The sequence below is a fragment of the Mesorhizobium sp. M0954 genome (assembly GCF_040319155.1).
In the GTDB taxonomy this organism is placed as follows: Bacteria; Pseudomonadota; Alphaproteobacteria; order Rhizobiales; family Rhizobiaceae; genus Mesorhizobium.
Map to the genome: position 1 here is coordinate 86,455 of NZ_JAMYNR010000007.1, position 26,361 is coordinate 112,815.

The 26,361-nt window shown below is 61.1% G+C and carries 23 protein-coding genes and 2 tRNA genes; 17 read left to right on the plus strand and 8 right to left on the minus strand.

The annotated features are described in order from the left end of the window. The first annotated feature begins 5 nt into the window (after window positions 1-5). Window positions 6-356: a cupin domain-containing protein gene (locus NKH93_RS11665; RefSeq protein ID WP_352471974.1), complete on the plus strand. Its 351-nt coding sequence runs from the start codon at window positions 6-8 to the stop codon at window positions 354-356. Between the two features lie 159 nt (window positions 357-515). Here NKH93_RS11665 and NKH93_RS11670 read toward each other — a convergent pair whose 3' ends face one another. Then, window positions 516-1,973, minus strand: coding sequence for an LVIVD repeat-containing protein (locus NKH93_RS11670; RefSeq protein ID WP_352970402.1), 1,458 nt, complete (start codon window positions 1,971-1,973; stop codon window positions 516-518). A gap of 109 nt (window positions 1,974-2,082) precedes the next feature. Between NKH93_RS11670 and NKH93_RS11675 the strand changes: the two genes are divergently transcribed. Beyond that, entirely contained in the window at window positions 2,083-2,997 is a 915-nt protein-coding gene (locus NKH93_RS11675; protein ID WP_352471971.1) for a LysR family transcriptional regulator, read from the plus strand. 160 nt (window positions 2,998-3,157) lie between these two features. Here the strand turns inward: NKH93_RS11675 and NKH93_RS11680 are convergent, their stop codons facing one another. Beyond that, the gene (locus NKH93_RS11680; RefSeq protein ID WP_352970405.1) at window positions 3,158-4,405 is read right to left on the minus strand and encodes a cytochrome P450; all 1,248 of its coding nucleotides are present in this window, start codon (window positions 4,403-4,405) and stop codon (window positions 3,158-3,160) included. A 97-nt stretch (window positions 4,406-4,502) separates the two neighbouring features. Here NKH93_RS11680 and NKH93_RS11685 point away from each other — a divergent pair, with 97 nt between their 5' ends. Then, a complete protein-coding gene (locus NKH93_RS11685) occupies window positions 4,503-5,606 on the plus strand; it encodes an NAD(P)/FAD-dependent oxidoreductase (RefSeq protein ID WP_352614130.1) in 1,104 nt (367 codons plus the stop codon). A 7-nt stretch (window positions 5,607-5,613) separates the two neighbouring features. Here the strand turns inward: NKH93_RS11685 and NKH93_RS11690 are convergent, their stop codons facing one another. Beyond that, on the minus strand, window positions 5,614-6,204 hold the full coding sequence (locus NKH93_RS11690; RefSeq protein WP_352542611.1) for a hypothetical protein: 591 nt from the start codon (window positions 6,202-6,204) through the stop codon (window positions 5,614-5,616). Between the two features lie 374 nt (window positions 6,205-6,578). Here NKH93_RS11690 and NKH93_RS11695 point away from each other — a divergent pair, with 374 nt between their 5' ends. From NKH93_RS11695 to NKH93_RS11725, 7 genes are all read left to right on the plus strand, one after another. Then, window positions 6,579-7,973, plus strand: coding sequence for a TackOD1 domain-containing metal-binding protein (locus tag NKH93_RS11695; protein ID WP_352970408.1), 1,395 nt, complete (start codon window positions 6,579-6,581; stop codon window positions 7,971-7,973). Continuing rightward, the gene (locus tag NKH93_RS11700) at window positions 7,970-9,244 is read left to right on the plus strand and encodes a glycosyltransferase family 2 protein (protein WP_352918814.1); all 1,275 of its coding nucleotides are present in this window, start codon (window positions 7,970-7,972) and stop codon (window positions 9,242-9,244) included. The genes NKH93_RS11695 and NKH93_RS11700 overlap by 4 nt, the downstream gene beginning before the upstream one ends. A gap of 14 nt (window positions 9,245-9,258) precedes the next feature. After that, window positions 9,259-10,269: an HlyD family secretion protein gene (locus NKH93_RS11705; RefSeq protein WP_352970411.1), complete on the plus strand. Its 1,011-nt coding sequence runs from the start codon at window positions 9,259-9,261 to the stop codon at window positions 10,267-10,269. A gap of 345 nt (window positions 10,270-10,614) precedes the next feature. Further along, entirely contained in the window at window positions 10,615-11,244 is a 630-nt protein-coding gene (locus NKH93_RS11710) for an ATP-dependent Clp protease proteolytic subunit (protein WP_023674655.1), read from the plus strand. A 304-nt stretch (window positions 11,245-11,548) separates the two neighbouring features. Next, window positions 11,549-12,823, plus strand: coding sequence for an ATP-dependent Clp protease ATP-binding subunit ClpX (gene clpX, locus NKH93_RS11715; RefSeq protein WP_006332719.1), 1,275 nt, complete (start codon window positions 11,549-11,551; stop codon window positions 12,821-12,823). 280 nt (window positions 12,824-13,103) lie between these two features. Beyond that, on the plus strand, window positions 13,104-15,515 hold the full coding sequence (gene lon / locus NKH93_RS11720) for an endopeptidase La (protein ID WP_352501552.1): 2,412 nt from the start codon (window positions 13,104-13,106) through the stop codon (window positions 15,513-15,515). Between the two features lie 196 nt (window positions 15,516-15,711). Next, the gene (locus NKH93_RS11725) at window positions 15,712-15,984 is read left to right on the plus strand and encodes an HU family DNA-binding protein (RefSeq protein WP_006201846.1); all 273 of its coding nucleotides are present in this window, start codon (window positions 15,712-15,714) and stop codon (window positions 15,982-15,984) included. A 74-nt stretch (window positions 15,985-16,058) separates the two neighbouring features. Here the strand turns inward: NKH93_RS11725 and NKH93_RS11730 are convergent, their stop codons facing one another. Further along, entirely contained in the window at window positions 16,059-17,081 is a 1,023-nt protein-coding gene (locus tag NKH93_RS11730; RefSeq protein WP_352970414.1) for an aldo/keto reductase, read from the minus strand. Between the two features lie 183 nt (window positions 17,082-17,264). Between NKH93_RS11730 and hxlB the strand changes: the two genes are divergently transcribed. Both hxlB and NKH93_RS11740 read left to right on the plus strand, forming a co-directional pair. Beyond that, window positions 17,265-17,831, plus strand: coding sequence for a 6-phospho-3-hexuloisomerase (hxlB, locus tag NKH93_RS11735; RefSeq protein WP_352820085.1), 567 nt, complete (start codon window positions 17,265-17,267; stop codon window positions 17,829-17,831). Window positions 17,832-17,836: 5 nt separating this feature from the next. Further along, the gene (locus tag NKH93_RS11740) at window positions 17,837-18,580 is read left to right on the plus strand and encodes a creatininase family protein (RefSeq protein WP_352471961.1); all 744 of its coding nucleotides are present in this window, start codon (window positions 17,837-17,839) and stop codon (window positions 18,578-18,580) included. A gap of 50 nt (window positions 18,581-18,630) precedes the next feature. On the opposite strand, the gene NKH93_RS11745 is transcribed toward NKH93_RS11740, so the two are convergent. The 3 genes from NKH93_RS11745 to NKH93_RS11755 form a co-directional block, all read right to left on the minus strand. Continuing rightward, window positions 18,631-19,548: a carbohydrate ABC transporter permease gene (locus NKH93_RS11745; RefSeq protein ID WP_352970417.1), complete on the minus strand. Its 918-nt coding sequence runs from the start codon at window positions 19,546-19,548 to the stop codon at window positions 18,631-18,633. 13 nt (window positions 19,549-19,561) lie between these two features. After that, window positions 19,562-20,683: a carbohydrate ABC transporter permease gene (locus tag NKH93_RS11750; RefSeq protein WP_352456633.1), complete on the minus strand. Its 1,122-nt coding sequence runs from the start codon at window positions 20,681-20,683 to the stop codon at window positions 19,562-19,564. 128 nt (window positions 20,684-20,811) lie between these two features. Next, window positions 20,812-22,476 (minus strand): ABC transporter substrate-binding protein, encoded by a 1,665-nt coding sequence (locus NKH93_RS11755; RefSeq protein ID WP_023674663.1) that lies wholly within the window; start codon window positions 22,474-22,476, stop codon window positions 20,812-20,814. Window positions 22,477-22,769: 293 nt separating this feature from the next. Between NKH93_RS11755 and NKH93_RS11760 the strand changes: the two genes are divergently transcribed. From NKH93_RS11760 to rbsK, 3 genes are read left to right on the plus strand one after another with little or no spacing between them, the layout of a single operon-like run. Beyond that, the gene (locus tag NKH93_RS11760) at window positions 22,770-23,828 is read left to right on the plus strand and encodes an ABC transporter ATP-binding protein (RefSeq protein WP_352449436.1); all 1,059 of its coding nucleotides are present in this window, start codon (window positions 22,770-22,772) and stop codon (window positions 23,826-23,828) included. Window positions 23,829-23,859: 31 nt separating this feature from the next. Further along, complete coding sequence (locus NKH93_RS11765; RefSeq protein ID WP_352471958.1) at window positions 23,860-24,312, plus strand: RbsD/FucU family protein; 453 nt, start codon at window positions 23,860-23,862, stop codon at window positions 24,310-24,312. Between the two features lie 4 nt (window positions 24,313-24,316). Continuing rightward, on the plus strand, window positions 24,317-25,258 hold the full coding sequence (rbsK, locus tag NKH93_RS11770; protein ID WP_352769962.1) for a ribokinase: 942 nt from the start codon (window positions 24,317-24,319) through the stop codon (window positions 25,256-25,258). A 93-nt stretch (window positions 25,259-25,351) separates the two neighbouring features. Here the strand turns inward: rbsK and NKH93_RS11775 are convergent. Next, window positions 25,352-25,428 (minus strand) — tRNA-Asp (locus tag NKH93_RS11775). Between the two features lie 217 nt (window positions 25,429-25,645). Between NKH93_RS11775 and NKH93_RS11780 the strand changes: the two genes are divergently transcribed. Then, window positions 25,646-25,721, plus strand: a tRNA-Val gene (locus tag NKH93_RS11780). 20 nt (window positions 25,722-25,741) lie between these two features. Next, a complete protein-coding gene (locus tag NKH93_RS11785; protein ID WP_352820086.1) occupies window positions 25,742-26,245 on the plus strand; it encodes a hypothetical protein in 504 nt (167 codons plus the stop codon). Window positions 26,246-26,361 lie beyond the last annotated feature (116 nt).

Sequence of the window (26,361 nt, forward strand, 5' to 3'; positions counted from 1 at the left end):
TCGCCATGGCCACGCCGAAATTTCTTTCCGTCGGCGTCGACGCCGTCGAACCGGAACTTGGCGCACCAGCGCCGGATCGCCTGATTTCGGGCGATCCGAAATTCCGCACCTGGAATGTCGAGGAACAGCACGGCGGCCTCTATGCCGGCGTCTGGGAAGCAACGCCAGGCAAATGGCGCATCGAATATGATGAGTGGGAGTTCTGCCACATCCTGTCAGGGGTTTCGGTGATCGCCGAAGACGGCGGCGACGCGCGCACCGTCAGGGCAGGCGACAGTTTCGTGCTCAGGCCGGGCTTTAGAGGAAGCTGGGAAGTGCTTGAAACGACGCGCAAGGAGTATGTGATCAAGCTTTGATCTCGCATCGCGCCGGACTTTACAAAAGGCGATCGATGTCCGTGTCGGAAAATCCGTATCGGCTCATAATGCCGCGGTGCCATGAAACTTTCCCAGCAAATCATGACTGCCTCCGCTTCCGCGCTCCGACTAAGGCTTCATTCAGGGTGAATGTGACCGTCACGTTCGATCCGTTTCCGGCCGCGGGCCGGTGTAGCGGAGAATCCAGAGCCCCTGGTTCTTGTCAGTTATGTAAATGAAGCCGCGCCGGTCCACGACCACGTCCTCGGTCTGAACAACCAGCTTGTCTTCCGGCATAGGGCCGTAGCGTCGGACTGGCTCCGGCGGGATGAAGTAGCCGACCTCGCGCGGAAACCGAGTATTCGAGACGTCATCGACCCTGAGCCCGGCGTTGAAGTGCGCGATATAGAACAGATCGCCTTTTTTCTGGACGTCGGGATGATGCTGGTGGTGGTTGATGTTGTGCGGTCCGCGCCAGCCGCCACGAGTTGTGAAATCCGAATAGGGAGCGCCTTCGGGTGGCACTGGTTCGGGCAACAGCGACAGCAGAAAGGGTTCACTGGAATCGGAAATATCGACGATCGAAGCGTGATGCATCGGACCAAGTCCATAGGTGACGTTCTCCGAATTGGCGAAGGCAATGCCGCGCTCTGGAATCGGCAGCACGCTATGCACACCGAAGCGCGAGTGAAACGGAGGGCTGAAGCTCAGGCCGCCGACCTGCCTCGGCTGGGAGACATCGCTAATATCGAGCACAACGATTCCCGCCGCACCATAAGGCAAATAGACAAGATCGCCAGTGACATAAGGCGGGCCGTGCAGCGAGACATCCTCGCCCGTGCTGGCGCAGAAGGCGCCGCACATGCATTGCGGCTTCAGTCGCAACCGGTAGCGATCGGCGGTCTCCTGGTCGGCGGCGGGCTTCGCAGCCGCAAAGCTCTCGCCGCCGGCGTCGTGCTGGCCCGGCACCCACCAGCGTCCGGCTTCGCGCGGATTCGAGCGATCCGAAATATCGAGGATGACGTAGATGTTGCCCCTGTAACCCGGCATGCCGGCGGCAAGGTGGACATAACGTCCACCGGGATAGAGGTTGCGATGCGTGCCGTTTCCGCCGGTGCGGTAGTGACTGAGTTGTTTCGGATTGATGGGGTCCGCGATATCCCAGATCAGAACGCCTTCGCCGAACGGTGCGTCGGGGTCACCGCCGAAATTAGCAAAGGGCTTTTCGAGGGCGGTCACCATCGTGTCGCCGGACAAATCTATTTGTAGAGTCCAAGTATTCGTGCCGAGATAGGGCACGAACTTGACCGTCTCGGGCTTGGCCGGGTCGGTCACGTCCACGATGCTCCAGCCGGAGTGCCAGAAGTGCCCAGTGTAGAGATACCAACGTTCGCCAACCTGCCTGATCGCCATTTTGAAGGCTGGGCGATGATCGAGATCGGTATAGCCCACAGCTTCGACATTGTGGGCGAAAGCGCCAGGGGGCGCTGGCGACGAAGCTGGAACGGGTTGGGCAAGGGCCTCGCAGACAAGACCGGATTGAGATGTCGCGGCGATCGTCGCGCCGATGAGCGGCACTTTCAGCATCTGGCGGCGTGAAATCTCGGAATTTTTCAAAGCGCGTCTCCCGGATTTTGCAGCTTTCCGGATTTTGCAGATTCCGATACTTTCCGTCCAATATCGTTTGAGCCATGGGTAATTCTATTTGGGAAATTAAAGGCTGAAGATGAACCACAAGCTGATGCAGTCCTTCATGGCCGTCGCCGAAGAGCTGCATTTCGGGCGCGCGGCAGCGCGCTTGCATATCTCACAGCCGCCCCTGACAAAGCAGATCCAGCAACTGGAACAGGCGATGGGTGTGCGCTTGCTGGAGCGCACCAAGCGCAAGGTCGAGCTGACTGCGGCGGGGCGTGTGTTCCTTGATGAGGTTAGGGCCGTGCTTCAGCAGACAGAGCAGGCGGTGGAGCTTGCTCGCAAAGCCGATCGTGGCGAAACCGGCCATCTTGCTGTCGGATTCATCGACGCGGCTATCTACAGCGTGGTGCCTTCTGTCGTCCAACGCTTCACCAAGCGCTATCCCGAGGTCGAGTTGAGCCTGACCGACCTGCGCATTCCCAATCAAGTCAGGGCTGTGGCCGAACGCCAGCTCGATATCGGTTTTGTTCATCCTCCCGTCGTTCACAAGGCATTGAAGGTCGAAAGCATACTGGTCGAACCCCTGATCGTGGCCTTGCCGGAAACGCATCGGCTAGCCTCGGAAGCAGAGGTCGCGCTAGCCGACTTGGCCTCCGAAGCGTTGATTCAGTTCCCGCGCAGCATCAATCCATCCCTCTATGACGAGATCGTCGGGTTGTGCCGTTCATCCGGGTTCAGCCCGAGGATCGTTCGAGAAGCGACGCCGAAGCAGACAATCATCGGACTTGTATCCGTCGGGCTGGGCGTCTCGCTGCTGCCCGCCTGTCTGCAAAATTTGCGCCGGAGCGGCGTCGTTTATCGCCCTATCCAGGGACGAACCTTGTCTATCGACACTTCAATCATCTACCGGCATGAACAACCCTCGCCGGTGCTGAAGGCCTTCCTCGACATCGTCCGCGAGACGACGCAAAAAGATTCAAATCCCGTCTCTCTTCAAGCTTCATGACCGAATTTCTATAGGCATCCGGGATTGTTAGTGTGAGGTCCTGCTTCCGGTAGCTTCATCGTTCGATCAGCGATTATTTGGCACTCGCGGCCTTGAGATGTTACCTATTTGACCGGAATTCGCCGGAGCCGGCTTCGAAGCCTGTCGTCGGAAGCCGTCCTCAGATTCTGACGGCAAGCGTTTCCAGCCCGTGGAAATGATACGTGTCACGGAAGCGCGGCTGTTCGGCCATTTGGAGCCGCGGCAGGCGTTCGAACAAGGTTTTCAGCGACACCTGCAGTTCGAGCCGGGCGAGCGGCGCGCCGATGCAGAAATGGATGCCGGCGCCGAACGACACGTTCTTCTGGTCGGCACGGTCCGGCCTGAAGGCGAGGGGCTCGGCAAACGCAGTAGGGTCGCGATTGGCCATGCCGAGCAGCAGACCGATCGTCTCGCCCGGCTGGACGATGATCCCCGGCCCGGCCTCGACCTCCTGATAGGCGTAGCGCGTGAACATGTGCAGCGGCGCGTCGAAGCGCAGGCACTCTTCGACCGTCGCGGCTGTTGCTTCCGGTGAGGCGAAGAAGCGGCGCGGGTCGCCGCCTTGCGCAAGGATCGAGCGCACCGCATTGCCGGTCTGGTGGACAGTTGCTTCATGGCCGGCATTGAGCAAAAGGATGGCCGAGGATACCAGCTCGTCCTCCGACAGTTTCTGGCCGTCCTCCTGTGCCGCAATCAGCAGCGACAGAAGATCCTCGCCCGGCCTCTTTCGCCGCTCGGCGACGTAGCCGCGCAGAAAATCGGAAAAGTCGCGCGCGGCGCGATTGGCCGTGTCCTCCGTCCCGCGGGTGCGGCCATGCATGTACATGGCGACCATCCGATGCGACCAGTCGAGGAGCTGCGGCCCCATGTCGACCGGCACGCCGAGCATTTCCGCAATGATGGTGATCGGCAAGGGAGCTGCGAATGCCGGCAGCAGGTCGACTCCTCCTGGTTCGAAACGGTCGATCAGTTCGTTGGCCAGCGCCTCGACACGTGGCCTGAGCCGCTCGACCTGGCGCGAGACGAAGGCGCGGTTGACCAGCGTTCTGAGCCGTGTGTGGACAGGCGGCTCCAGCTCCAGCATCGAATTGGCCTCGATGCCGTCGAACGCGCTGAGGTGCGTGCGGTCCTGACCGATGCCTCGGCTGTCCGGAATGCCGGCCGGGTTCTGCCGGCCGAAGCGGCGATCGCGCAGCAGCCGGTTGACGTCGTCGAAGCCGCCAAAGCACCAGAAACCAAACTCCTCCCAGAAGAAGGCGTTCGATGCGCCATGCAGGAAGGCGTAGGCTTCGTACGGATTCTGGAAGAACGCCGGCTCGTGCGGATCGAGCCGCAGGCGACGCGTGGCTGGATCAAAAGCAAGGTAGGGCGGCTTCAATTCGGTCATGCCAGATCATTAGCGCGGCTTGCCAGTCTGGTGCCAGACCGTATGTTGGCCCTCCAGTGAGGTGAGCCGCCGAAGCGGTTGCGGAAGGACGGTTTTCATGAATGTGATCGTGGTCGGTGCAGGCATTGCCGGGCTATCCACGGCGTGGTCACTGGTCAGGGCCGGGCACCTCGTCTCGATCGTCGAGCAGGGACCGATCCCCAATCCGCTCGCCGCCTCGGGCGATCATCACCGCATCATCCGCCGCGCCTACCGGGCCGGAACGGGCTACGGCCGGCTGATCACCGAAGCCTATGAAGCCTGGGATGAGATGTGGGCCGATCTCGGCGAAAGCCATCTCGATCCGCGCGGCTTCATCTGCATTTCGCGCCAGCCGGGAGATGAGGCCGAGGAATACCGAGAAGGCATGGAAGCCGGGAACTACCCGTTCGAATTGTTCGAGCCGGATGCCGCGGTCGAACGCTGGCCGTTCCTGGAACCTGGTTCATTCCGCTATGCGTATTTTTCGCCGGACGGCGGCGCGCTGCACTGCCGCAAGATCGCCGCCGGCCTCGCCAGGTGGCTGCGCGCGAACGGCGCCAATGTCTACGAGAACAGCAAGGTGGTCGAGATCGACGCCGAGGCCGGGCATATCGTGCTGGCAGGCGGCGAAACGATGCAGGCCGACCGGATCGTCGTCGCTGCCGGCGCCTGGGTGCTGAAACTGTTCCCGGAGCTGGACGGCGAGCTGAAAACCTGGCGCACCGCGCTCGCCTATGTCGAACCGCCGGCGGATCTGCAGGCAGCCTGGCAGGCAGCGCCGGTTGTCCTCGACATTGGCGGCACTGTCGACGGCTACGCAATCCCGCCGACAGGCGGCGCCGGCATGAAATTCGGCTCGGGCCTGCACAGGGTGCCGACCAGCGATGCCGACTGGAACCGTCAGCCGGTGCCGGGCGAGGGTGAGGCGATCCGCAACCTGTTTTCGCCGCCGCTTGCCCGTATCGAGGAGTATAAGGTCACCGAGGTGGTCACCTGCGCCTACACATTCACCGCCGACGAGAAATTTCTGGCACACCAGAAAGGCAGATGCCTGGTCGTCTCGGCCTGCTCCGGCCACGGCTACAAGTTCGGCGCGGCAGTCGGCAGAAGGGTTGCGGCCTGCGTCGGCAATGGCGATGTCGACGGCCTGAAGAAATGGCTCAGGGCAGAGGTGGCCTGAGCGGCTGCTAGTACCGGCAGTGGCGTGGGATGTGCACGCGCCGCCAGCTGGATGAGCCCTCCCTGACCACCACGCGGCGAGCCACTGTCTGATAAGACGCCGGAATGTCGACGATGCGCTGTTGCTCCGGCCGCACGAGAACCTCTTCGGCGACGCTCTCGTATTCGGCGGGCAGGACAACGCGCCGCCGGCGTTCCGGCTCAATCACGACGATCTCGGCCACGCGTTCATAGCGCGCCTTGTGCCTGACCTTGCACAGCACCTTGCGGCCATTGATGATGCGCCATTCCCAGGAATAGCCGCCGTCATCGACCCTCACGGACCGGTAGATGGTGCGGGTGATGGCGGGCACGATCTCGTAGCTGACGCGCGCCGGCGCGATCTGCACCACGCGCTCGCGCGTCCCGTAGATTGGCGCCTCGTATTCCACCTGCTGGCCGGCTGGGCTGACGAGCACATCCTCGTAGACGGTGTCGTAGACGGCCGGCCGATTGACCTGCTCGTAGCATTCGACCGCGCGTCCGCCGGCCGCCGTTTCCGACATTGTGCCGAGCATGGTCAGGCCGGCAATGGCGAAGGAAGAAGCTTTCCTGGTCATGGAACTCTCCCTGTTTGAACCGCATGAAGCGGGTTCAACGTTGAACTGTAGGGAAAGCCATGTCGTGGAAAAGGCGATTCATCAAACTTCGTTAATTCGACTACCTGAGTCCGACAGACAAATTCTTGCTGCCAATTAAGCATCCGCTAACAATCAACGAATAACATTTGACGTATTCGAGTTGATTGACTTGGTCGCTGGTCAGGAACGTCGTGGGGGGACGTAGCTGGCCATCCGGTGTCGCATGCGATCCCGCGTTTTCCGCATATCTCGTCCTGCAATAATCCTTTCAGTAAATGTGACGTTGCCCTTGGATCCTCCACCCAGGCTGCAAGTCGTACCTGTGGCGGCGTTCCTTTGCGAGCGCCGGGCAAATGGAGGCCGACATGCCCGCAGAACTTGTTCCGAAATCCGTTGTGCAACTGCCGGCACCGACGGCTTCCACCGCAAGCCATGAACTCACCGACCTTTGCCTGGCACTCTGGGCCAGAATGGGATTGTCCTGGAAGCCTGCCGTCGAATGGTTCCCACGCGTGGTCGTTCTGCATTCGGCGATCTACCGCACGATGTTCGACTCCTCGTCGGAAGGGGACATCGATGCCGTTCTTCTGGCCGATGAGCGGCGTAACTCGCCGCTGGACAACCTGCGTGACCACATTCCGCTGGCGATGGTGCCTGTCATCGATCTGGGCGGCCGTGCCGGCCGGTTCGCGGATGTACATTTCGATCTGATGCAGCAAACGACTTGGGCGGAGACGGCAAAATGCATTCTCGATTTTCGCCGCCGCCGCGAACAGCTTGCCGCGCACATCCGTTCGACAAATACGCCCGAAACGCGCTTTCTTGCGCATGCCTTCGTCGCCGGCAGAAGCATCGAAGCCAAGCGCTATCCGATGACGTCGGCCTCCATAAGCTATCCGGGCTTTCCGTCGGCGGCCAAGACGATCCCGATCGCCGAAGATCTCTCCCATCGCGGACTTCTGCTTAAGACCTTCTTCGACCGCGTGCATGAGTGCGGCGCCTGCGGGTCGCGGCGGCTTACCGTTCGCGAGGAATGTCCCTCCTGCCGTTCGGCCGATATGTTCGAGGCCGAGCTTATTCATCATTATCGTTGCGCGGCTCTTCGTCCTGAAGGCGATTTTCGGCAGGGAAGCGCACTGGTCTGCCCCAAATGCAGCCAGCAATTGCGTCACTATGGAAAGGACTATGACAAGCCCGGCCACTCGCAAATCTGCAGGAGGTGCAAGGATTCGACATCGGAGCCGGCTGTTGGATTCGTCTGCCAGGATTGTGATGCGCGGGCTGATGGCGACAGCGTTAAACGTATCGACTTTTTTTCCTACGCACTCACGGATCAGGCGCTGTCTCTGCTCACCAGTCCGGAGAAAAAGCTGCCAACGTCCTTGTTGGGGTTGCCGCCATCCCTGGTTCAGGAACTCGACCGCGCACGCATGACCGGAGCGAAGGGCCCGCCGTTGGCGGTCACGGAATTGCGTTACGGAGCACGAGATTCGCTCATAAAATCAAAGGGCCAGGACGTGTTTGAGAAACTGCGCCGTCTCTTCATCGAAAACCTGAGCAATTACCTTGCGGAGACAGGATCGGTGCACAAAGGCGCCGCCGCCGACTATTTCATCATGACGGCGAAGGGCGACGAGACATTGTCGGAGCAGATATCGGCAATGCTTTCAATCTGCGAGGCGTCTTTGGGCGAAAAGCTTGACCCTCGCCCTCGGGTGGCGACCAAAACGGGGCAAGCCTCGCGTTGAATGATCTCGAACTCGGATTTGCATTCCTGCTAGCTCAATCGACGGCGAGCCTGGCCTCCGTTTTCTGGTACACGCTGGTCTTTGAGTTCCCCCGTTACATCATTCCGTTCGTCGCGGCCGCTGTGACCATGCGTTCGCGTGATGCCGCGGGTTCGATTGAGCATGAGCGACCATTACGGCCCAATGTAAGCATCATTCTGGTTGGCCATAATGAGGCTGAGTCCATCGAAACCTGCGTCCGCTCGTTGCGGGAACAGTCTTTCAATGACTTCGAAGTTGTCATTGTCAGTGATGGTTCGACCGATCGGATGAGCAGGGTCTCGCAAGCTCTGGTCAAGAGAGGTTATGCCTCGCGCATCATTTCGACGGATCTGCGGGGCGGCAAGGCGAGCGGGATCAATCTGGCGTGCCGCGTAGCCAAAGGCGACATACTGATCAATGTCGATTGCGACTGTTCGTTTGATCGGTACGCGATCGAAAATATTCTCGGCCCCTTTTCGGATCCAGCGGTTGGAGCGGCATGCGGCGATATTGCACCGCGCAACGGCCACGCGAGTATCGTCGCCCAGTTTCAGGAGATCGAATATTTGCAGTCGATTTCGGTCGGAAAGCGTATTGCTGGAGCTCTCGATCAGGTCGTTTGCATTTCGGGAGCGTTCAGCGCCTTCAGGCGCAAAGCCCTTTTGGGGGTTGGGGGGTTCGACGTAGGCGGTGGCGAGGATCTGGATGTCACGCTGAGATTGCGACGGGCGGGCTGGCGCATGGCCTATGTACCGGATGCGATCTGCTATACGGACGTCCCGATAACCGCATACCAATATATCCGCCAGCGATTGCGCTGGGAACGCGATGCCATTTGGCTACGCTTTCGCAAACACTACCGCCTGTTTCGTGTCTCGGACTCGGGTTTCCGGCTTCCGGAGGCCCTACACCAATGGGATTTCCTCCTTTTCAACGTCGTTGGTGCCGCGATATTCCCGCTCTATCTCGTCTGGCTTGCCCTCCAGTACGGCTCTTTCACGCCCGCGATCCTCATCGGCATGCAGTGCGGCCTCCTGGTTCTCGACGTGTTTGTGCTGGCGCTGGCCAGTTGGACCACCGAGCGGCAGGGGTTCTGGCGAAGCATATGGTTCCTGCCCGGCTACTCTCTGTTCATGACCTATGTGATGAGACCCGTTCGATTGATCGCCTATATCGATGAATGGGTGTTCTCAGGTTCACATCGCGACAACTACACGCCGATCAAAGTTCGGCTAGAGCGGCCCTGGTAGAGAACGAGCTTCAGATGAAATACATTCGAAAACACGTCCGAGTGGACAATCTGGGAAAACAGCAGCGCGCGAGTGTGGGAAGTTGGGGTCGCATCGTTTACCTCGCTCTCCTCGGTTTGTTTTCCTCTTCGATCGTCTACTACCTCATTGGTGATGCGGTCGTCTTGTCAGCGGACGGTATTGTCCTGAAGGATCGGTATGCCGTCGATGCCGCCTATCCGGCCAAGGTAACGCATGTCTTTGTCAAGGCGGGAGACAAGGTCGAGCCCGGTACATTGCTCGTCGAGCTTCAATCGTTCGACATGGTCAAGGAGATCGCGGAGCTGCTGTTGCGACAGGGTGAACTCGCCGTTCGCGAGGGCCAGCTCCACAGCCGACACGAAGCGATCCAGTCCGTGATGCCGCTGGCCGAGCGGACAGCGCGTGAAACCAGGACGACACTTGCGAGAATCGACACCATCATCACGGCAGGCATCGTCTCGACTTCGACGAAGGACGAAGCCGTTCGTGGCAGCTTCCAGGCCGCCGAACATCTGGCTGATCTGACCGGTCAATTGCAAGCGACCAAATCCGAACTCGCCCTGGTGGCGCAATTCCGTGCGAGATCGGGCGAGGCTATGGATGAGGTAAAGGCCATATATGACGGCGGAAACATCCGCTCGGTCACGGAGGGGGTCGTTGGCGCGAAGGTGCCGGTCCCTGGCCAGGTGCTGCGGTTCGGCGATCCGCTTCTACAGATCGACGGCGGCAAGTCCTACGTCCTCGCCTATCTGCCGGACAACTATCTGTTTTCGCTGCGCGAAGGAATGGCGGTCGACGTGGGTAACGGAACCGAGCGTGCAAGAGGAACAGTCGAAAAGATTCTGTCGGTCGCCGACGCCTTGCCGGACGAGTTTCAGAACATGTTCCGGCCCCGCGACAGGTCAAGGCTGATCCGTATCGCACTCGATGAGTCGAATTCCTTCGCGGTCTCGCAAAAAGTATCAGTGAGTGGTTGCGCGTTCGGCTTCTGTTGGGCCAGGTAATGCCTGCTTAATCCTGCGGAGGCAGCTACTTAGCCGTCCCGGGAACGCAGTCAATCTTCCTCGCCCGATACGACATTCCAGGCCCTTCGCGTTGCGAGCGACGCCAGTGCCACCATGGCCGCGCGAAACCGTGGGATCAAAGAGGTGAAGTCAATCCACCAGGATCCGTGCCGCGTCCTCCGGGCACCGTCCGGCAAGCTTGATTCGTTTTAACCAAGTGGCTAGGAGAGGCGGCCTTGCGCTAGGGTGAGCCGGCATCCTATTTACACAATAACGATCCAGAACCGATTCTGCCCGATTGCAAATCTCCGGCGCCGGAATCCCATCCTCAAAAAGGGATAGTCCATGAAGAACCCCGTCGAAACCTACATGAACCTCGTTCCGATGGTGGTCGAACAGACCAATCGCGGCGAGCGGGCCTACGACATTTTCTCGCGGCTCCTCAAGGAGCGCATCATTTTCATCACCGGCCCGGTCGAGGATGGCATGGCGACGCTGGTCTGCGCGCAGCTGCTGTTCCTCGAGGCGGAGAATCCGAAGAAAGAAATCAACCTCTATATCAACTCGCCCGGCGGCGTCGTCACCTCCGGCATGGCGATCTACGACACCATGCAGTTCATCAAGCCTGCGGTGTCGACGCTCTGCATCGGTCAGGCCGCCTCGATGGGCTCGCTGCTCTTGACGGCGGGCCACAAGGATATGCGCTTTGCCACGCCGAACGCCCGCATCATGGTCCACCAGCCTTCCGGCGGTTTCCAGGGCCAGGCTTCCGACATCGAGCGCCATGCCCAGGACATCATCAAGCTGAAGCGCCGCCTCAACGAGGTCTACGTCAAGCACACCGGCAAGAGTTATGATGAGATTGAAAAAACGCTCGACCGTGACCATTTCATGACTGCCGACGAGGCCAGGGATTTCGGCCTCATCGACAAGGTCATTTCGTCACGTGAGCCGGTCGAAGGTATTGCCTTATAGGCCCGCGGTGGCCCCGCGGTGGCAATGAGTGGCGGGATCACGCGCTTTTGGCGCAGCTTGCGGCATTTCGGCCACAATTGGCTGTTCCCTCGACGGGTGCAATTGCCTACGTTAAGGCTATGTTGATTTTCGACGGCTTAGCTTTGCGTGGGGTTGTTCGAATCATTGCCCCGTTTTCCGATTTGTGTTTCGTACGGAATGCGTTGCGGGAGCCGGGGCACTGGCGGCGGCGGATTCCCGCGATAGATTGAATATGCGCCCTTTCAACCAGACCATCGGCGGGCGGCCATGAAAGGACATGAAAATGAGCAAGGTCGGCAACAACAGCGGTGATTCCAAGAACACGCTTTATTGCTCGTTTTGCGGCAAAAGCCAGCACGAAGTGCGCAAGCTGATCGCCGGGCCGACGGTGTTCATCTGCGACGAATGCGTCGAACTGTGCATGGACATCATCCGCGAGGAGAACAAGACCTCGATGGTGAAGTCGCGCGAGGGCGTACCGACCCCGCAGGAAATCCTCAAGGTTCTCGACGACTACGTCATCGGCCAGCCTTACGCCAAGCGCGTGCTGTCGGTGGCCGTCCACAACCACTACAAGCGCCTCGCCCATGCCGGCAAGAACAACGACGTCGAGCTGGCGAAGTCGAACATCCTGCTGATCGGCCCGACCGGCTGCGGCAAGACGTTGCTGGCGCAGACGCTGGCCCGCATCATCGACGTCCCCTTCACCATGGCCGACGCGACGACGTTGACCGAGGCCGGCTATGTTGGCGAGGACGTCGAGAACATCATCCTGAAGCTGTTGCAGTCGGCCGATTACAATGTCGAGCGCGCCCAGCGCGGCATCGTCTATATCGACGAGATCGACAAGATCTCGCGCAAGTCGGACAATCCCTCGATCACCCGCGACGTGTCGGGCGAGGGCGTGCAGCAGGCACTTTTGAAGATTATGGAAGGCACCGTCGCCTCCGTGCCGCCGCAGGGCGGCAGGAAGCATCCGCAGCAGGAATTCCTGCAGGTCGACACCGCCAACATCCTGTTCATCTGCGGTGGCGCTTTCGCCGGCCTGGACAAGATCATCTCGGATCGCGGCAGGAAGACCTCGATCGGATTCGGCGCCATCGTCGCTTCGCCCGAGGATCGCCGCACCGGCGATGTTTTCCGCCTGGTCGAGCCTGAGGATCTGTTGAAGTTCGGCCTCATTCCCGAGTTCGTCGGCCGTCTGCCCGTCCTGGCGACGCTGGAGGATCTCGACGAGCCGGCGCTGATCCAGATCCTGACCGAACCGAAGAACGCGCTGGTCAAGCAGTATCAGCGGCTGTTCGAGATGGAGAATGTCGACCTGACCTTCCATGAGAACGCGCTGTCGGCGATCGCCAAGCGCGCCATCGAGCGCAAGACCGGCGCACGCGGCCTGCGTTCGATCATGGAAGCGATCCTGCTCGACACCATGTTCGAGCTGCCGGCACTGGAAGGCGTGCGCGAAGTGGTTATTTCGGAAGAGGTGGTGTCAGGCAACGCCAGGCCGCTCTACATCTATTCCGAGCAGAAGGAAAAGAAGGGCAACGTCAGCGCCTGACGTGAGCCGGCAATGGATTTTTCTGAAACGGCGCCGCAGGGCGCCGTTTTGCTGTCGCACACCGCGTACGGCGCCGCGTAGTGGCTGTGGATTGGAGGGACGGACCGTGTTGACCCTTGATCTTTACCCCCTGTGCCTCCAACTAAAGGCGGAAGGCCGTGGTGCCGAATTCTGTGCTGTAAAACTCCCGTCACAAACGGTGGTAGGCGGAACGATCCCCGGTCGTTAATATGAGATTCGCGGTTGGCCGATTGGCGGCCGCGACATGAAAGGTTGGACAATGGCCAAATTATCCAAGGCTCCCAGCGACGGCGTCTTCGCAGTCCTCCCACTGCGCGACATCGTGGTGTTCCCGCACATGATCGTTCCGCTCTTCGTCGGGCGTGAAAAGTCGATCAAGGCGCTGGAAGAAGTGATGGGTCAGGAAAAGCAGATCCTGCTCGCGACCCAGATGAATGCCGCCGACGACGATCCGGAGCCCGATGCCATCTTTGACATCGGCACGCTCGCCAATGTGCTGCAATTGCTGAAACTGCCGGACGGCACCGTGAAGGTGCTGGTCGAAGGTGCCTCGCGCGCGAAAATCGTCGCGTTCACCGACCGTCCCGACTTCCATGAGGCCCGTGCTGCGGCGCTGGTCGAACCGGAGGAGGAAGAGGTCGAGGTCGAGGCGCTGGCACGTTCCGTGGTCACCGACTTCGAGAACTACGTCAAGCTGAACAAGAAGATCTCGCCCGAAGTGGTGGGTGCTGCCAGCCAGATCGACGACTATTCCAAGCTCGCCGACACGGTCGCCTCGCATCTTGCCATCAAGATCCCCGAGAAGCAGGAGATGCTCGCCACGCTGTCCGTCAAGGAACGGCTGGAAAAGGCGATGGGCTTCATGGAAGCCGAAATCTCGGTGCTCCAGGTGGAGAAGCGCATCCGCTCGCGCGTCAAGCGCCAGATGGAGAAGACGCAGCGCGAATACTACCTCAACGAGCAGATGAAGGCGATCCAGAAGGAGCTCGGCGAGGGCGAGGACGGCCGCGACGAGGCCGCCGAGATCGAGGCGCGGATCAAGAAGACCAAGCTCTCCAAGGAGGCCCGCGAAAAGGCGGAAGCCGAGCTGAAGAAGCTGCGGACGATGTCGCCGATGTCGGCTGAATCGACCGTCGTGCGCAACTATCTCGACTGGCTGCTGTCGATCCCGTGGGGCAGGAACTCCAAGGTCAAGCAGGACCTGGCCTTTGCCCAGAATGTGCTCGATACCGATCATTTCGGCCTCGACAAGGTCAAGGACCGCATCGTCGAATACCTCGCTGTGCAGAGCCGCCAGAAGAAGCTGAAGGGGCCGATCCTGTGCCTCGTCGGACCTCCCGGCGTGGGCAAGACCTCGCTCGGCAAGTCGATCGCCAAGGCGACCGGCCGTGAGTTCATCCGCATGGCGCTGGGCGGCGTGCGCGACGAGGCCGAGATCCGTGGTCACCGCCGCACCTATATCGGCTCGATGCCCGGCAAGGTCATCCAGTCGATGAAGAAGGCGAAGAAATCCAACCCGCTCTTCCTGCTCGATGAGATCGACAAGATGGGCCAGGATTTCCGCGGCGATCCGTCATCGGCTTTGCTCGAGGTGCTCGATCCCGAGCAGAACTCGACGTTCATGGACCATTACCTCGAGGTCGAATACGACCTGTCGAGCGTGATGTTCGTGACGACGGCGAACACGCTGAACATCCCTGCGCCCTTGATGGACCGCATGGAGATCATCCGCATCGCCGGCTACACCGAGGACGAGAAGATCGAGATCGCCAAGCGTCACCTGATGCCCAAGGTGATCCGCGACCACGCGTTGCAACCGAAGGAGTTCTCCGTCGGCGAGGACGCGATCCGCGGCATCATCCAGACCTACACCCGTGAAGCGGGCGTCAGGAGCCTGGAGCGCGAGCTGATGAAGCTCGGGCGCAAGGCGGTGACCGAGATCCTGAAGACGAAGAAGAAGACGATCAACATCACGGCGGACAATCTTGCCGATTACCTTGGTGTTCCGCGCTTCCGCTTCGGCCAGGTCGAGAGCGACGATCAGGTCGGCGTGGTCACCGGGCTCGCCTGGACGGAAGTCGGCGGCGAGCTGTTGACGGTGGAAGGTGTCATGATGCCCGGCAAGGGCCGCATGACCGTGACCGGCAATCTGCGCGACGTGATGAAGGAATCGATTTCGGCGGCGGCGTCCTATGTCCGCTCGCGGGCCATCGATTTCGGCGTCGAGCCGCCACTGTTCGACAAGCGCGATATCCACGTCCACGTGCCGGAGGGTGCAACCCCGAAGGACGGACCGTCGGCTGGCGTGGCGATGGCGACGGCGATCGTCTCGGTGCTGACCGGTATCCCGGTCAGGGCCGATGTGGCGATGACCGGCGAGATCACGCTGCGCGGCAGGGTGCTGCCGATCGGCGGCCTTAAGGAAAAGCTGCTTGCCGCACTCCGCGGCGGCATCAAGAAGGTGCTGATTCCGGAAGAGAACGCCAAGGATCTGGCGGAGATTCCGGAGAACGTGAAGAGCGGCATGGAGATCATTCCGGTCTCACGGGTTGGCGAAGTGTTGCGCCATGCGCTGGTGCGCATGCCGGAACCGATCCAGTGGGTCGAACCCGTCAATGCGCCAGCCGTGGTCGATGTCGGAGACGAGGCTGGTAAATCGCTGGCGCATTAGTGCTTGCTAAAGTTGCAATGCACAAAGAGAGAGCCGGGCCTTGAGCCCGGCTTTTTCATGTGAAGAACCGCGGATTTCCGGGCTTTTTTCGACTTTCCCGGCGCTTTTCGACTTGGTTGCCGGAGCGCTTCTTTCTAAAGTCCGTTTCCTGCCGGATGAGTCGAGTGTTCCGGTTTTCTCATGGAAGGGAATTTTTATGAACAAGAACGAACTGGTGTCCGCTGTCGCCGATGCCGCGAGTATTTCGAAGGGTGACGCGCAGTCGGCGGTTGATGCGGTGTTTTCCGTGATCACCGGCGAACTGAAAAAGGGCGGCGATGTCCGGCTTGTCGGCTTCGGAAATTTCACCGTGTCAAAACGCGCCGCGTCGACCGGCCGCAATCCGCAGACCGGTGCGGAAGTGAAGATCCCGGCGCGCACCGTGCCGAAGTTCTCGGCCGGCAAGGGCCTCAAGGACGCGGTCAACTAGGCGCCTCCTTAAGTCTTTCAGAGAAAAGAAAAGCCGGCATATCCGGTTTTTCTTTTCTGATGGAAAAGGCGGCGCTATGCCGTCGGCGCGTCCGTGCGCATCAAGCCTTCTTTCTTGAGATCGGTCCACAGCGCCGACGGCAGCTTCGCGTCGAGCAGCGAGCGATTGCTTTCGACTTCGCCCGGCCGCTGGCCGCCGGGGATTACCGAGACGACGGAAGGATGCAGCAGCGGGAACTGCAGCGCCGCCTCGATCAGGGGCACGCCGTGGCGTTTGCAGACCGCCTCGATGCGGGTGACGCGGTCGATGATGTCCTGCGGCGCCTCCGAATAATTGTAGTAGGCGCCAGGCTTCGGCCCGGTTGCCAGGATGCCGGAATTGTAAGGCCCGCCGAGAACGATGCCGATGCCGCGTTGCTGGCATAGCGGCAGGAAAGACTGCAGCGCTTCCTGCTCCAGCAGCGTGTAACGCCCGGCAAGCAGGAACAGATCGAAATCGCCGCGCTCGGCCAGCGTCTGGGCAACCTGCCACTCGTTGATGCCGCCGCCGAATGCCTTGATCACGCCCTGGTCGCGCAATGCCAGCAATCCGTAGTAGCCGGAGCTCATGAATTCCTGGATGTGCTGGTCCGAGGCTTCCTTGCTGCCATGGGTGAAGATGTCGACATCGTGCACGAAGAGGATGTCGATGCGGTCGACGCCGAGCCGTTCCAGCGAGGCTTCGAAGGAGCGCATGACGCCGTCATAGCTGTAATCGTAGACCTCGCGGCGCGACGGCGTGTCGAAGAACTTGCCGATGCCGGTGCGCTGCTCCGGCGGGCAGGCGCGCATTATGCGCCCGACTTTGCTGGACAGCACGTAGCCGTCGCGCTTCTTCGAACGCAGGAACGGATTGAGCCGCGTTTCGGCTAGGCCCAGCCCATAGAGCGGCGCGGTGTCGTAGTAGCGGCAGCCGACCCGCCATGCCGCCTCCAGCGTAGCATTGGCATCCTCATCGGAGACGGCGCGGTAAAGATTGCCGAGCGGCGCGGTGCCGAAGCCGAGCTCGGTGAAATTGATGCCGCCATTACCGATGCGGTCGAAATGCCGTGTCTTCATATGCTGCCGTTTCCTCATTTGGATTTGCCGTGACACTATCACGGCTGTAGCGCATCAAAAGCACTGCGTGTCGTTGGACACCGATTTTCGCGGTGATAGCATGAATGAAAACAAGCCGTTCGGGGCAAAGGTGACTGAGATATTCAAATGGTTCTCCGGCACCGGCAAGCTGGTGCAAATGTCATGACGGACGCCGGCGAAAACCTGTTTGGGATTGCGCTGAACGAGCTTGGCACCGTGCTGGAGCGTATCGACGCAAGCCGCATCGACGCCGCTTGCGCCATCTTGGCCGGTGCGAAAAAGATCGTCACCTATGGCTGCGGCCGCGAGGCGCTGCAGGTCAAGGGTTTTGCCATGCGGCTCTATCATCTCGGTCTGCCGGTGTCGGTCGTCGGCGACATGACCACGCCGCCGCTGGGCGCGGGCGATGTCTTCCTCGCCAGTTCCGGCCCGGGTGAGACGTCGACGGTGCTGACCTTGATGCAGGTCGCGCGCGAGGTCGGTGCCACCGTCCTGCTGCTCACCGCGCAAGCCGACAGCACTGCCGCGAAGCTGGCCGACCTCACACTGCTTATCCCGGCTCAGACCATGGCCGACGACCAGGGGCCCGAAAAGACATCCGTCCTGCCGATGGGCTCGGTTTTCGAAGGCGCGCTGTTCGTCCTCTTCGAAGTGATGGTGCTGAAGCTCAGGGATCTGACCGGCGTCTCGCCGGGAGCGATGCGCGGCCGCCACACCAATATGGAGTAGGTGTCATGCGCTACGAATTGATGCTGCCGCATCAGATACGCAAGGTGATCGCCGAAAACCGGCCGGTCGTGTTGCCGCTGGGTGTGCTTGAATATCACGGCGAGCACATGGCCGTCGGCATGGACACGCTGGCGGTGGTCAAGAGCCTGGAACTGTTCGAAAAAGAAGCCGAGATCGTCATTCTGCCGCCCTTCTATTACGGCGCGGCGAGCTATGCTGTTGCAGCACCGGAGGGCAGTGGTTCGCTGCAGGTCGGCGGCAATGTGCTGGCGCCATTTGCGGAAGAACTGTTCTATAGCCTGCTGCGCATCGGCTTCCGCAACATCCACGCCATCATTCACCACCAGACCGAAAATTTTGCCGCCGGCATGCCAACCGATCTCGCCTTCAAGGCCGCCGGCCGGCAGGCGATCTTCCGCTTCCTGGAGAAAGAACGTGGCGAAGGCTGGTGGGGCTCTGCGGCGATGGCCGACTATTATGCCGAGCACGCCGAGGGCAGCAATTTCTTCAACTGGGTGCAGGTGCATCCCCTAATGCCGGCTTCAATGCACAGCCGGTACCCGTTCGACCATGCCGGCACCGGCGAGACGTCGCTGATGCTGGCGCTGTACCCGGAAGCGGTGGATGCCGGCCGCTTCGCCGACAACACCGGCTGGTACACGGCAAGTGCGCCCGAAGCTTCGGCGGAATTGGGGCAAAAAGGGGTTGCCATGATCCTCGAGCATTTGCGAGCAACACTTTCGGGTTAGCGCGCTTTTCCCTTCTCCCGCAACAAGGGGAGAAGGGAGAGCCGGCGCAGTTATTTCACCGCGCCCGCTGTCATGCCCATGATCAGGTAACGCTCGAGCGCGATGCCGATGACGGCGAGCGGCGTGATGGCGGCGGTGGCAAGCGCTGCCATCGACCACCAGTTGATGCCTTGTGAGCCGGTCTGGCTGGCCACCATGACAGGAATGGTCTTTGCGTCGGTCGAGGTCAAAAGCGCTGCGAAGAAATACTCGTTCCAGCACAGCACCATCGCCAGGATGAAGGCGGCGACCATGCCCGGCAGCGCGATCGGCATGACGATGCGCAAGAAGGCGCCCCAGATCGACAGGCCGTCGACGAGTGCTGCCTCCTCCAGCTCCACCGGTATGGAGTTGAACTGGTCGCGCATGATCCAGATGACGATCGGCAGCACCATCAGCGTATAGAGCAGGATCAGCCCGACGCGTGTGTCGAGCAGGCCGACCTCCCGGTAAAGCACGAGGAAGGGCAAGGCCAAAACCACCGGCGGCAGGATCAGCTGAGACAGGAAGAAGAAGGAAATATCCTCGTTCCTGAACCAGGCAAACTTGTAACGATAGCGGGTCAGCCCGTAGGCGGCGAGGCTGCCGATGACGATGGCGAGGGTCGACGCACCGACCGAAGTGATGACCGAATTCATGAAACGCTTGATGAATTCGTCGCGCACCGTCGACGTCCGAAAGATCGAGTCCGGCGACAGGCCGAGCGAACGCCAGCCCTTCCAGTCGGGCCGGAAGTCGACGAACGGGATCAGATGGCCCTGGGTGACGTCGACCGCGGTCTTGAACGAAGTGGTTATTGTCCAATGGATCGGGAACAGGCAGATGAAGGCCCAGAAGATGAGCGCGCCGTAGATGAAGACGCGGTTGGCGACGAAGCTCGCCGGCGAGCGAATTTCGGAAGCGGCATAGTCGGTGGTCTGAACGCTCATCTTGCCGGCCCGATCAGTTGACGTTGCGCACGAAGCGGCTGGCGAACTTCAGCAGCCAGGTCACGAACACGATGATGATGATCAAATAGGCCATCGCCAGCATCGTGCCGTAGCCGACGTTCGAACGGTCGCGATATTCGCGGTAGATGAAACTGGACACCGAATCGGTCGCGCCGCCCGGCCCGCCGGAGGTGACGGTGATGATGATATCGGCGAGCTTCAGCTTGAAGATGATGCGCAGGATGACCGCTGTCACCGACACCGGCAGCATCAGCGGGAAGGTGACCTGCCAGAAGGTCTGCCAGGCAGTGGCGCCATCGACACGCGCTGCCTCGAGCACCTCGCGCGACATCGCCTGCAGGCCGGCGAGCAGCATGATCATCATGAACGGGATGAACGTCCACGCGTCGAGCACCATGATCGAGATGCGGGCGGTGATCGGGTTGGAGAAGAAGGCCGGGTTTTCCCAGCCGAGATGCCGTGCCAGTGTCGCGGCCGGCCCGAAGCGGTATTCCATCAGCGACTTGCCGATCATCCACGACACCGCCACCGGCGACAGCATCAGCGGCATGAGAAACACGACGCGGAAGAATTTTCGTGCCCTAATCTGCGCGTTGAGCAGCAGCGCCAGGCCGAAGGCGATGACATATTCGACGAACACCGCCAGCACGTAGAGCACCATGTTGAACAGCGCGTTGCGATAATAGGCGTCGTTCAGCATCTGCCAGAAATTGTCGAGCCCGTTGAACTGCCGTCCGCTGAAGGAACTGAGGTTCCAGTCGGTCAGCGCGATGTAGAAGCCGAACAGCGTCGGGAAGATCACCATGGCAATGGTAAACAGCAGCGCCGGCAGCAGGAACAGCGCGCGCTGGCCGTCCTCGCCGCGCGTCAGCACCTGGCCGATGCCGAGCGCGACACCCCACAGCACGTAGGCGTAGACCACCGGCCGCCAGGTGTCGAAGCCGATGGTGTCGACCTCGCTCTTGTAGAGGATTTGCAGCGCGATCACCGCCAGAAGGCCGAGCGTCGCAGCAGCCATCAGCGCCCAGCCAAGCCGTTTGCGGCTCCGCGGAATCAGGTCGGATGGCACGGCGCCTGCCGGCCATTCACTTGTCGACAAAGTCTGGTCAGCCAGGGTCCGGTCAGCCACGCGTCTTGCCTGTTCACAGGAGGCTCGATGACCGGCCGAGCCGATCGAGGCCGGGCCGGTAAAGCGGATGTCCGGCGGCTGTGCGCCGCCGGACCAGGTTTAACGATCTCAGCCTACATGCCGAGCGATGCCTTGTAGAGCTTGACCTGTTTGTCGCGGCCGATCTGGTCGGTCAGCTTCTCCCAGGCGGCTGCGATGGCGTCGGCGCCTTCCTGCGCCTTCATCTTGCCGGCAAAGGTGTTGGCCAAAATGTCCTCGGCGGCGCTGTAGTACTGGAAGATGCCGGGGATGCGCGGCTCGATCGCCGCGTTTGGATGGTTGTAGCTGTCGGCTTCCGACTTCAGATACGAGGTGATGAACGCCTCGTCGTAGCCCGCCGCCACCCATTCCGGAATGTTGAAATGCGAGTTGCGATAGGGCTGGAAACCCGACGGATAGGCCGCGCACCAGAGCGACAGGTCCTTGCCGCCGAGGTGGGCAGCGGCAGACCATGCCGCCTTCTTCTTCTTTTCGTCGCTGTCGACGCGGGCCATGACGTAAACGCCCCAGCCGAGATAGGCGCAGTTCGGCGCATGGTTCGGGCCGCTGGCGAGCTTGTCCCACTGGCCGGTCTTGGAGTTGTAGACATCGTCCGAGCCCGGCAGGATCGAGAAGCCGGTGATGTCGCCGACGACCGAGGAATCGTTGGTCTTGACGTTCGAACCGACGTCGCCCCACCAGGTAACCATCGAACCGGTGCCTGCCAGGAATTGCTGGAAGGCGGTGGTGTTCGGGTCGGCGTTGATCTGGTCGGCAGGTTCGGAGGGCAGGGCATCGATGACGTCCTGGATCGCCCGCACCCATGCCGGATTGTTAACGCGCGGCTTCATCGTGTCGGCATCAAACAGCCAGGCCTTGTCATCGGGATGCTTGGCGTAGGCGCTGGCGCGGCTGCCGAGGAAATAAAAGCCGAAACCGCCCCAGGGCTTGGGCGCATCGAGATAGCCAAAGACGTCCTGGCCCTTCACCTGCTTGCCCTTGAGGAACTTCGTCACCGCCTGCACCTGCTGCCAGGTCTTCGGCACGCCCCATTCGCCTTCTCCGCCGCCGTCCTTCCAGGCCTTGGCGAGGTCGGCATCGGCAAACACGTCGGTGCGGTAGTTGAAATTATGTGCGTCGCCGTCAACGGTCACGCGATATTGCTTGCCGTCCCATGTGCCCACCGGCGGCTGCAGATAGGCCACGACATCCTTCATGTCGATCTGGTCCTTGACCCAGTCCGGCATCTCGGAGGTGAGACCCTTGCCGCAGACGTCGCCTTCGAACGGTGCCCCCATTTCGATGATGTCGAAATCGACGGTGCCGGTCGCGATCGACTGCTGCAGGCGGGCGTTGTAGTCAGCCTGCGCCAGGTCGATCCAGTTGATCTTGGCGCCGGTATAGGTCTCCCACGGCTTCAGGAAGCCGCGAAACAGCACATTGTGCAGGTTCTGGTTGTTGAGGCCCATGAAGGTGAGTTCGACACCGGCGAATTCGCCTTCCTTGACATTGGCCTTGGTGGCGCCAAGGCAAAGCTCGCCGACCTGCTGGAAGTCGGCATCGGTCGGCTGACCCTTGCCGACACCCGGAATCTGCAGGATCTGCGCGCGCAGGTCGTCGGCGGCCGCAGCCGTGCGCGTCAGCGCACCAAGTCCGGCGCTTGAGGCCGCCGCGAGGGCGGCCATGCTGGCCGCTCCCTTCAGCACGTCGCGGCGGGTGGCCCCGGCGCGGACAAGTTGGTTATAAAGGCTGACTTTCATTTCGTTCCTCCCAGAAGGTCAATTGTGAATTGGTTCAGATGGTGGAGCGCCGATTATGTTCCCCAACGACAGCGACTCCGGTAAATAGCGGCCCGAATTCTCCCTCCCGCGACGCTTGGCATTCAGTGCCGGACAAGCGTACCGGTGCGCCCGGAACAGGGTCATAAGCCGGACACTGTCACTATTCGCACAACGAAGTGCGGTGTCAACGTGAATGGGTTTTTTATCTATAAGAGACTGACTTGCCCTCGCCGTTTGCGTTGTTTAGCTTCACGGCAACTGAAGGGGGAATGATGGCTCAAGTCGCGATCCGCAATGTGGCCAAGGCGTTCGGAACCGTCAAGGTTCTGCACGATGTCAGCGTCGACATCGCCGACGGGCAGTTCGTGGTGCTGGTCGGGCCTTCCGGCTGCGGCAAGTCCACGCTGCTGAGGATGGTGGCCGGGCTGGAGACGGTCTCCGGCGGCACCATCGCCATCGGCGAGCGCATCGTCAACCATCTGCCGCCGGCCAAGCGCGACATCGCCATGGTGTTCCAGAACTACGCGCTCTATCCGCACAAGACGGTCGAGCAGAACATGGCCTTTGCTCTCAAGCTGCGCAAAACCGACCCGGCGGTGGTCACTGAGCGGGTCAAGCGCGCCGCCGACATCCTCGACCTCAATCCCTACCTCAAGCGCTATCCGCGCCAGCTCTCTGGCGGCCAGCGCCAGCGCGTCGCCATGGGCCGCGCCATCGTGCGCAACCCGCAGGTGTTCCTCTTCGACGAGCCGCTCTCCAATCTCGACGCCAAGCTGCGTGTCCAGATGCGCACCGAGATCAAGGAACTGCACCAGCGGCTGAAGACCACCACCATCTACGTCACCCACGACCAGATCGAGGCGATGACCATGGCCGACAAGATCGTGGTGATGCGCGACGGTCGCATCGAACAGGTCGGCGCGCCGCTGGAATTATTCGACCGGCCGGCCAACCTGTTTGTCGCCGGCTTCATCGGCTCACCCTCGATGAACCTGCTCAAGGGCGTCGTGCGCAAGGGCGACAAGCCTGTCGTCGAGATCGCCGGGACGCCGTTCCCGATTGCGGCGACCAGTGCCGTCGAGGATGGCCGTAATGTCGTCTACGGCGTGCGGCCCGAGCATCTCGAAATCCATCCCGATGGTGTTCCGGCGAAGATTTCGGTGGTCGAGCCGACCGGTTCCGAGACTTTGGTGTTCCTGCGCTTCGGCGAGGGCGAGATGGTGGCGCTGTTCCGTGAGCGCCACGACTTCAAGCCGGGCGACACACTGCACCTGAAACCGCGGCTCGACCAGGTGCATCTCTTCGACGCAGAGACCGGCAAGCGTCTCTGATTTCGCCCCAGCAAACTTCGCGAGGAATACCATGCTCAAAGGAATCAATCCGCTGCTCAATGCCGATGTGCTGCAGGCGCTGCGGGCGATGGGCCACGGTGACGATCTGATTATCGCCGACACCAATTTCCCGTCCGATTCGGTGGCGCGCCAGACCGTGCTTGGCCGGCTGCTGCGCATCGATGCGTCGGCGGCCGACGTGGTCAAGGCGGTACTGTCGCTCTATCCGCTGGACACCTTCGTCGACGATGCCGCCGCGCGCATGGAGATCGTCGGCAAGCCGGACGACATTCCCGCCGTGCAGAAGGAAGTGCAAAAAGAGATCGATGCCGCCGAGGGCAAGGCCTGGCCGATGATCTCGGTCGAGCGCTACGCCTTCTACGAACGCGCCAAGAAGGCCTATTGCGTCATCCAGACCGGCGAGCGCCGCTTCTATGGCTGTTTTGCGTTCCGCAAGGGCGTCGTGCCACCGGATGCGGAGTAGCGGGATGCCGGCGAATCCGATCGTCATGAAGCCGGTTGTCATATTGGGCGTCTTCGTCGCCGATACGGCCTACCGCGCCGCCCGCCAGCCGCGCATGGGCGAGACGATCCTGGGCACGTCCTTCACGCTCGGCCCCGGCGGCAAGGGCTCGAACCAGGCGGTGGCGGCCGGCCGGCTCGGCGCCGACGTCACCTTCCTTACCCGCCTCGGCGTCGACCCCTTTGCCGATATGGCGAGACAGACCTGGTCGCACGCCGGCGTGAAGAGCGCCGTCATCGACACACCGGAAAGCTACACCGGTGCCGCCTATATCTTCATCGAGGAGACGAGCGGCAACAACGCGATCATCGTCAGTCCGGGTGCGGCGATGCTGATCTCGCCCGCCGATATCGAGGCAAATGCCGGCCTGATCCGCGCGGCCGGCGTTTTCGTCACCCAGCTCGAACAGCCGATCGAGGCGGCGCTGCGGGCGCTGGAGATCGCGCGCGGGGCAGGGGTGACCACCATCCTCAACCCGGCGCCCGCGGCCAGGCTTCCGGACCGCATCTACACGCTTTGCGACTATGTCACGCCGAACGAAACCGAGGCCGAGGAACTGACCGGCATCAAGGTGTCCTCGATCGACGACGCCCGCCGTGCCGCCGACAGCCTGCTTGAGAAGGGCGTTGGGGCAGTCATCGTGACGCTTGGCGAAAACGGTGCGCTGCTGCACACGGCCGATCGTTCCGAGCATGTCGCAGCGGTCGCCGCCGGCCCGGTGGTCGAGACCACAGGCGCGGGCGACGCCTTCAACGGCGGCCTGGCTGCCGCGCTGTCGAGGGGGATCGAACCTCTGGAAGCGGTGCGCTTCGCCTGCGCCGTCGCAGGCATCTCGGTGACGCGCCCGGGCACCGCGCCGTCCATGCCGACGCTGCAGGAGGTCGAGGCGCTGCTCGCCGAGGGGTGAGACCGTATGGATTACATCATGAACGACGACGGTTTTTGACAAATCAACGTCGACATTTCTCCGACACCAGGGGACGTGACCCCAAAGGAGAAATGGCGCGAGTGACGGGGCTCGAACCCGCGACCTCCGGCGTGACAGGCCGGCACTCTAACCAACTGAGCTACACCCGCGCATGGACGAGCACGTGTCAGCCGTGTTCGTCGTTGGGGCGGTGGATAAGGGGTAAGCCACCGGGTGTCAAGCGGACCCGGACAGCATAACAGCAAACAGCAGAAGGTTTTTTGACAAGCCGAACTTTGTTGCCGAAACCGGCTCCCGGCCAAGCCACTGGCCGCTCATTTGGCCTTGCGAAGCCGGTCCTAACTGCTTAAAGGTCCGGCCCGGAGCGGGCGATTAGCTCAGTTGGTAGAGCGCTTCGTTTACACCGAAGATGTCGGCGGTTCGAGCCCGTCATCGCCCACCATTTTCCTCGATGTGTTCAGTTTGGGCTACACCGCTCAAGCTGATCGCCAGGTGAGACGCATCCGATCACTGTGCTACTCGGACTTTGGTCTGATTCAAACTGTCTTTCCGCAGGGACTTAAGTCTGATCTGCTTGCCTCTCATGAGGGAAACGATTGCCGAAAGCTACAACTTGCAGTATCTCAATTGCGTATGGGCATGGGCGGGAGCGAAAATATTCCTGGATGGCTTGCGAGTCATCTTCCGGAGGATCCCGTGATCGCAGGAGATCTCGCGGATAAGATATCGAAGGAAGCTGAAAAAAACCGGCTTCCAGGCGATCGGGTTGTGAAGACAACCCGTAACGAAGAAGACACCTTCAAGAAAGAACAAGTCGAAGCTTATCCCGACGCCGCGGTTGCAGGAGTCTTTGCCAGCGGTTCATTCCTCGCCCTGTTGGTATTAGCCATTTATCTGCTTTATGTGCTCTCGATTGTGGCCGGGGGAACGGTCGCGGATGTTCCCCTGCCGCCCATACTGCACTAGTAGACGCTCCGCCAACACTCTGATTAGCCCGCACCGTGTTGGCCTGGCGCCTTCCAGAAGGTTCGGTTGGTGCGGCAAAGGTGTTCACGCGGAGGCACATGGTTGCTGCAGCACCG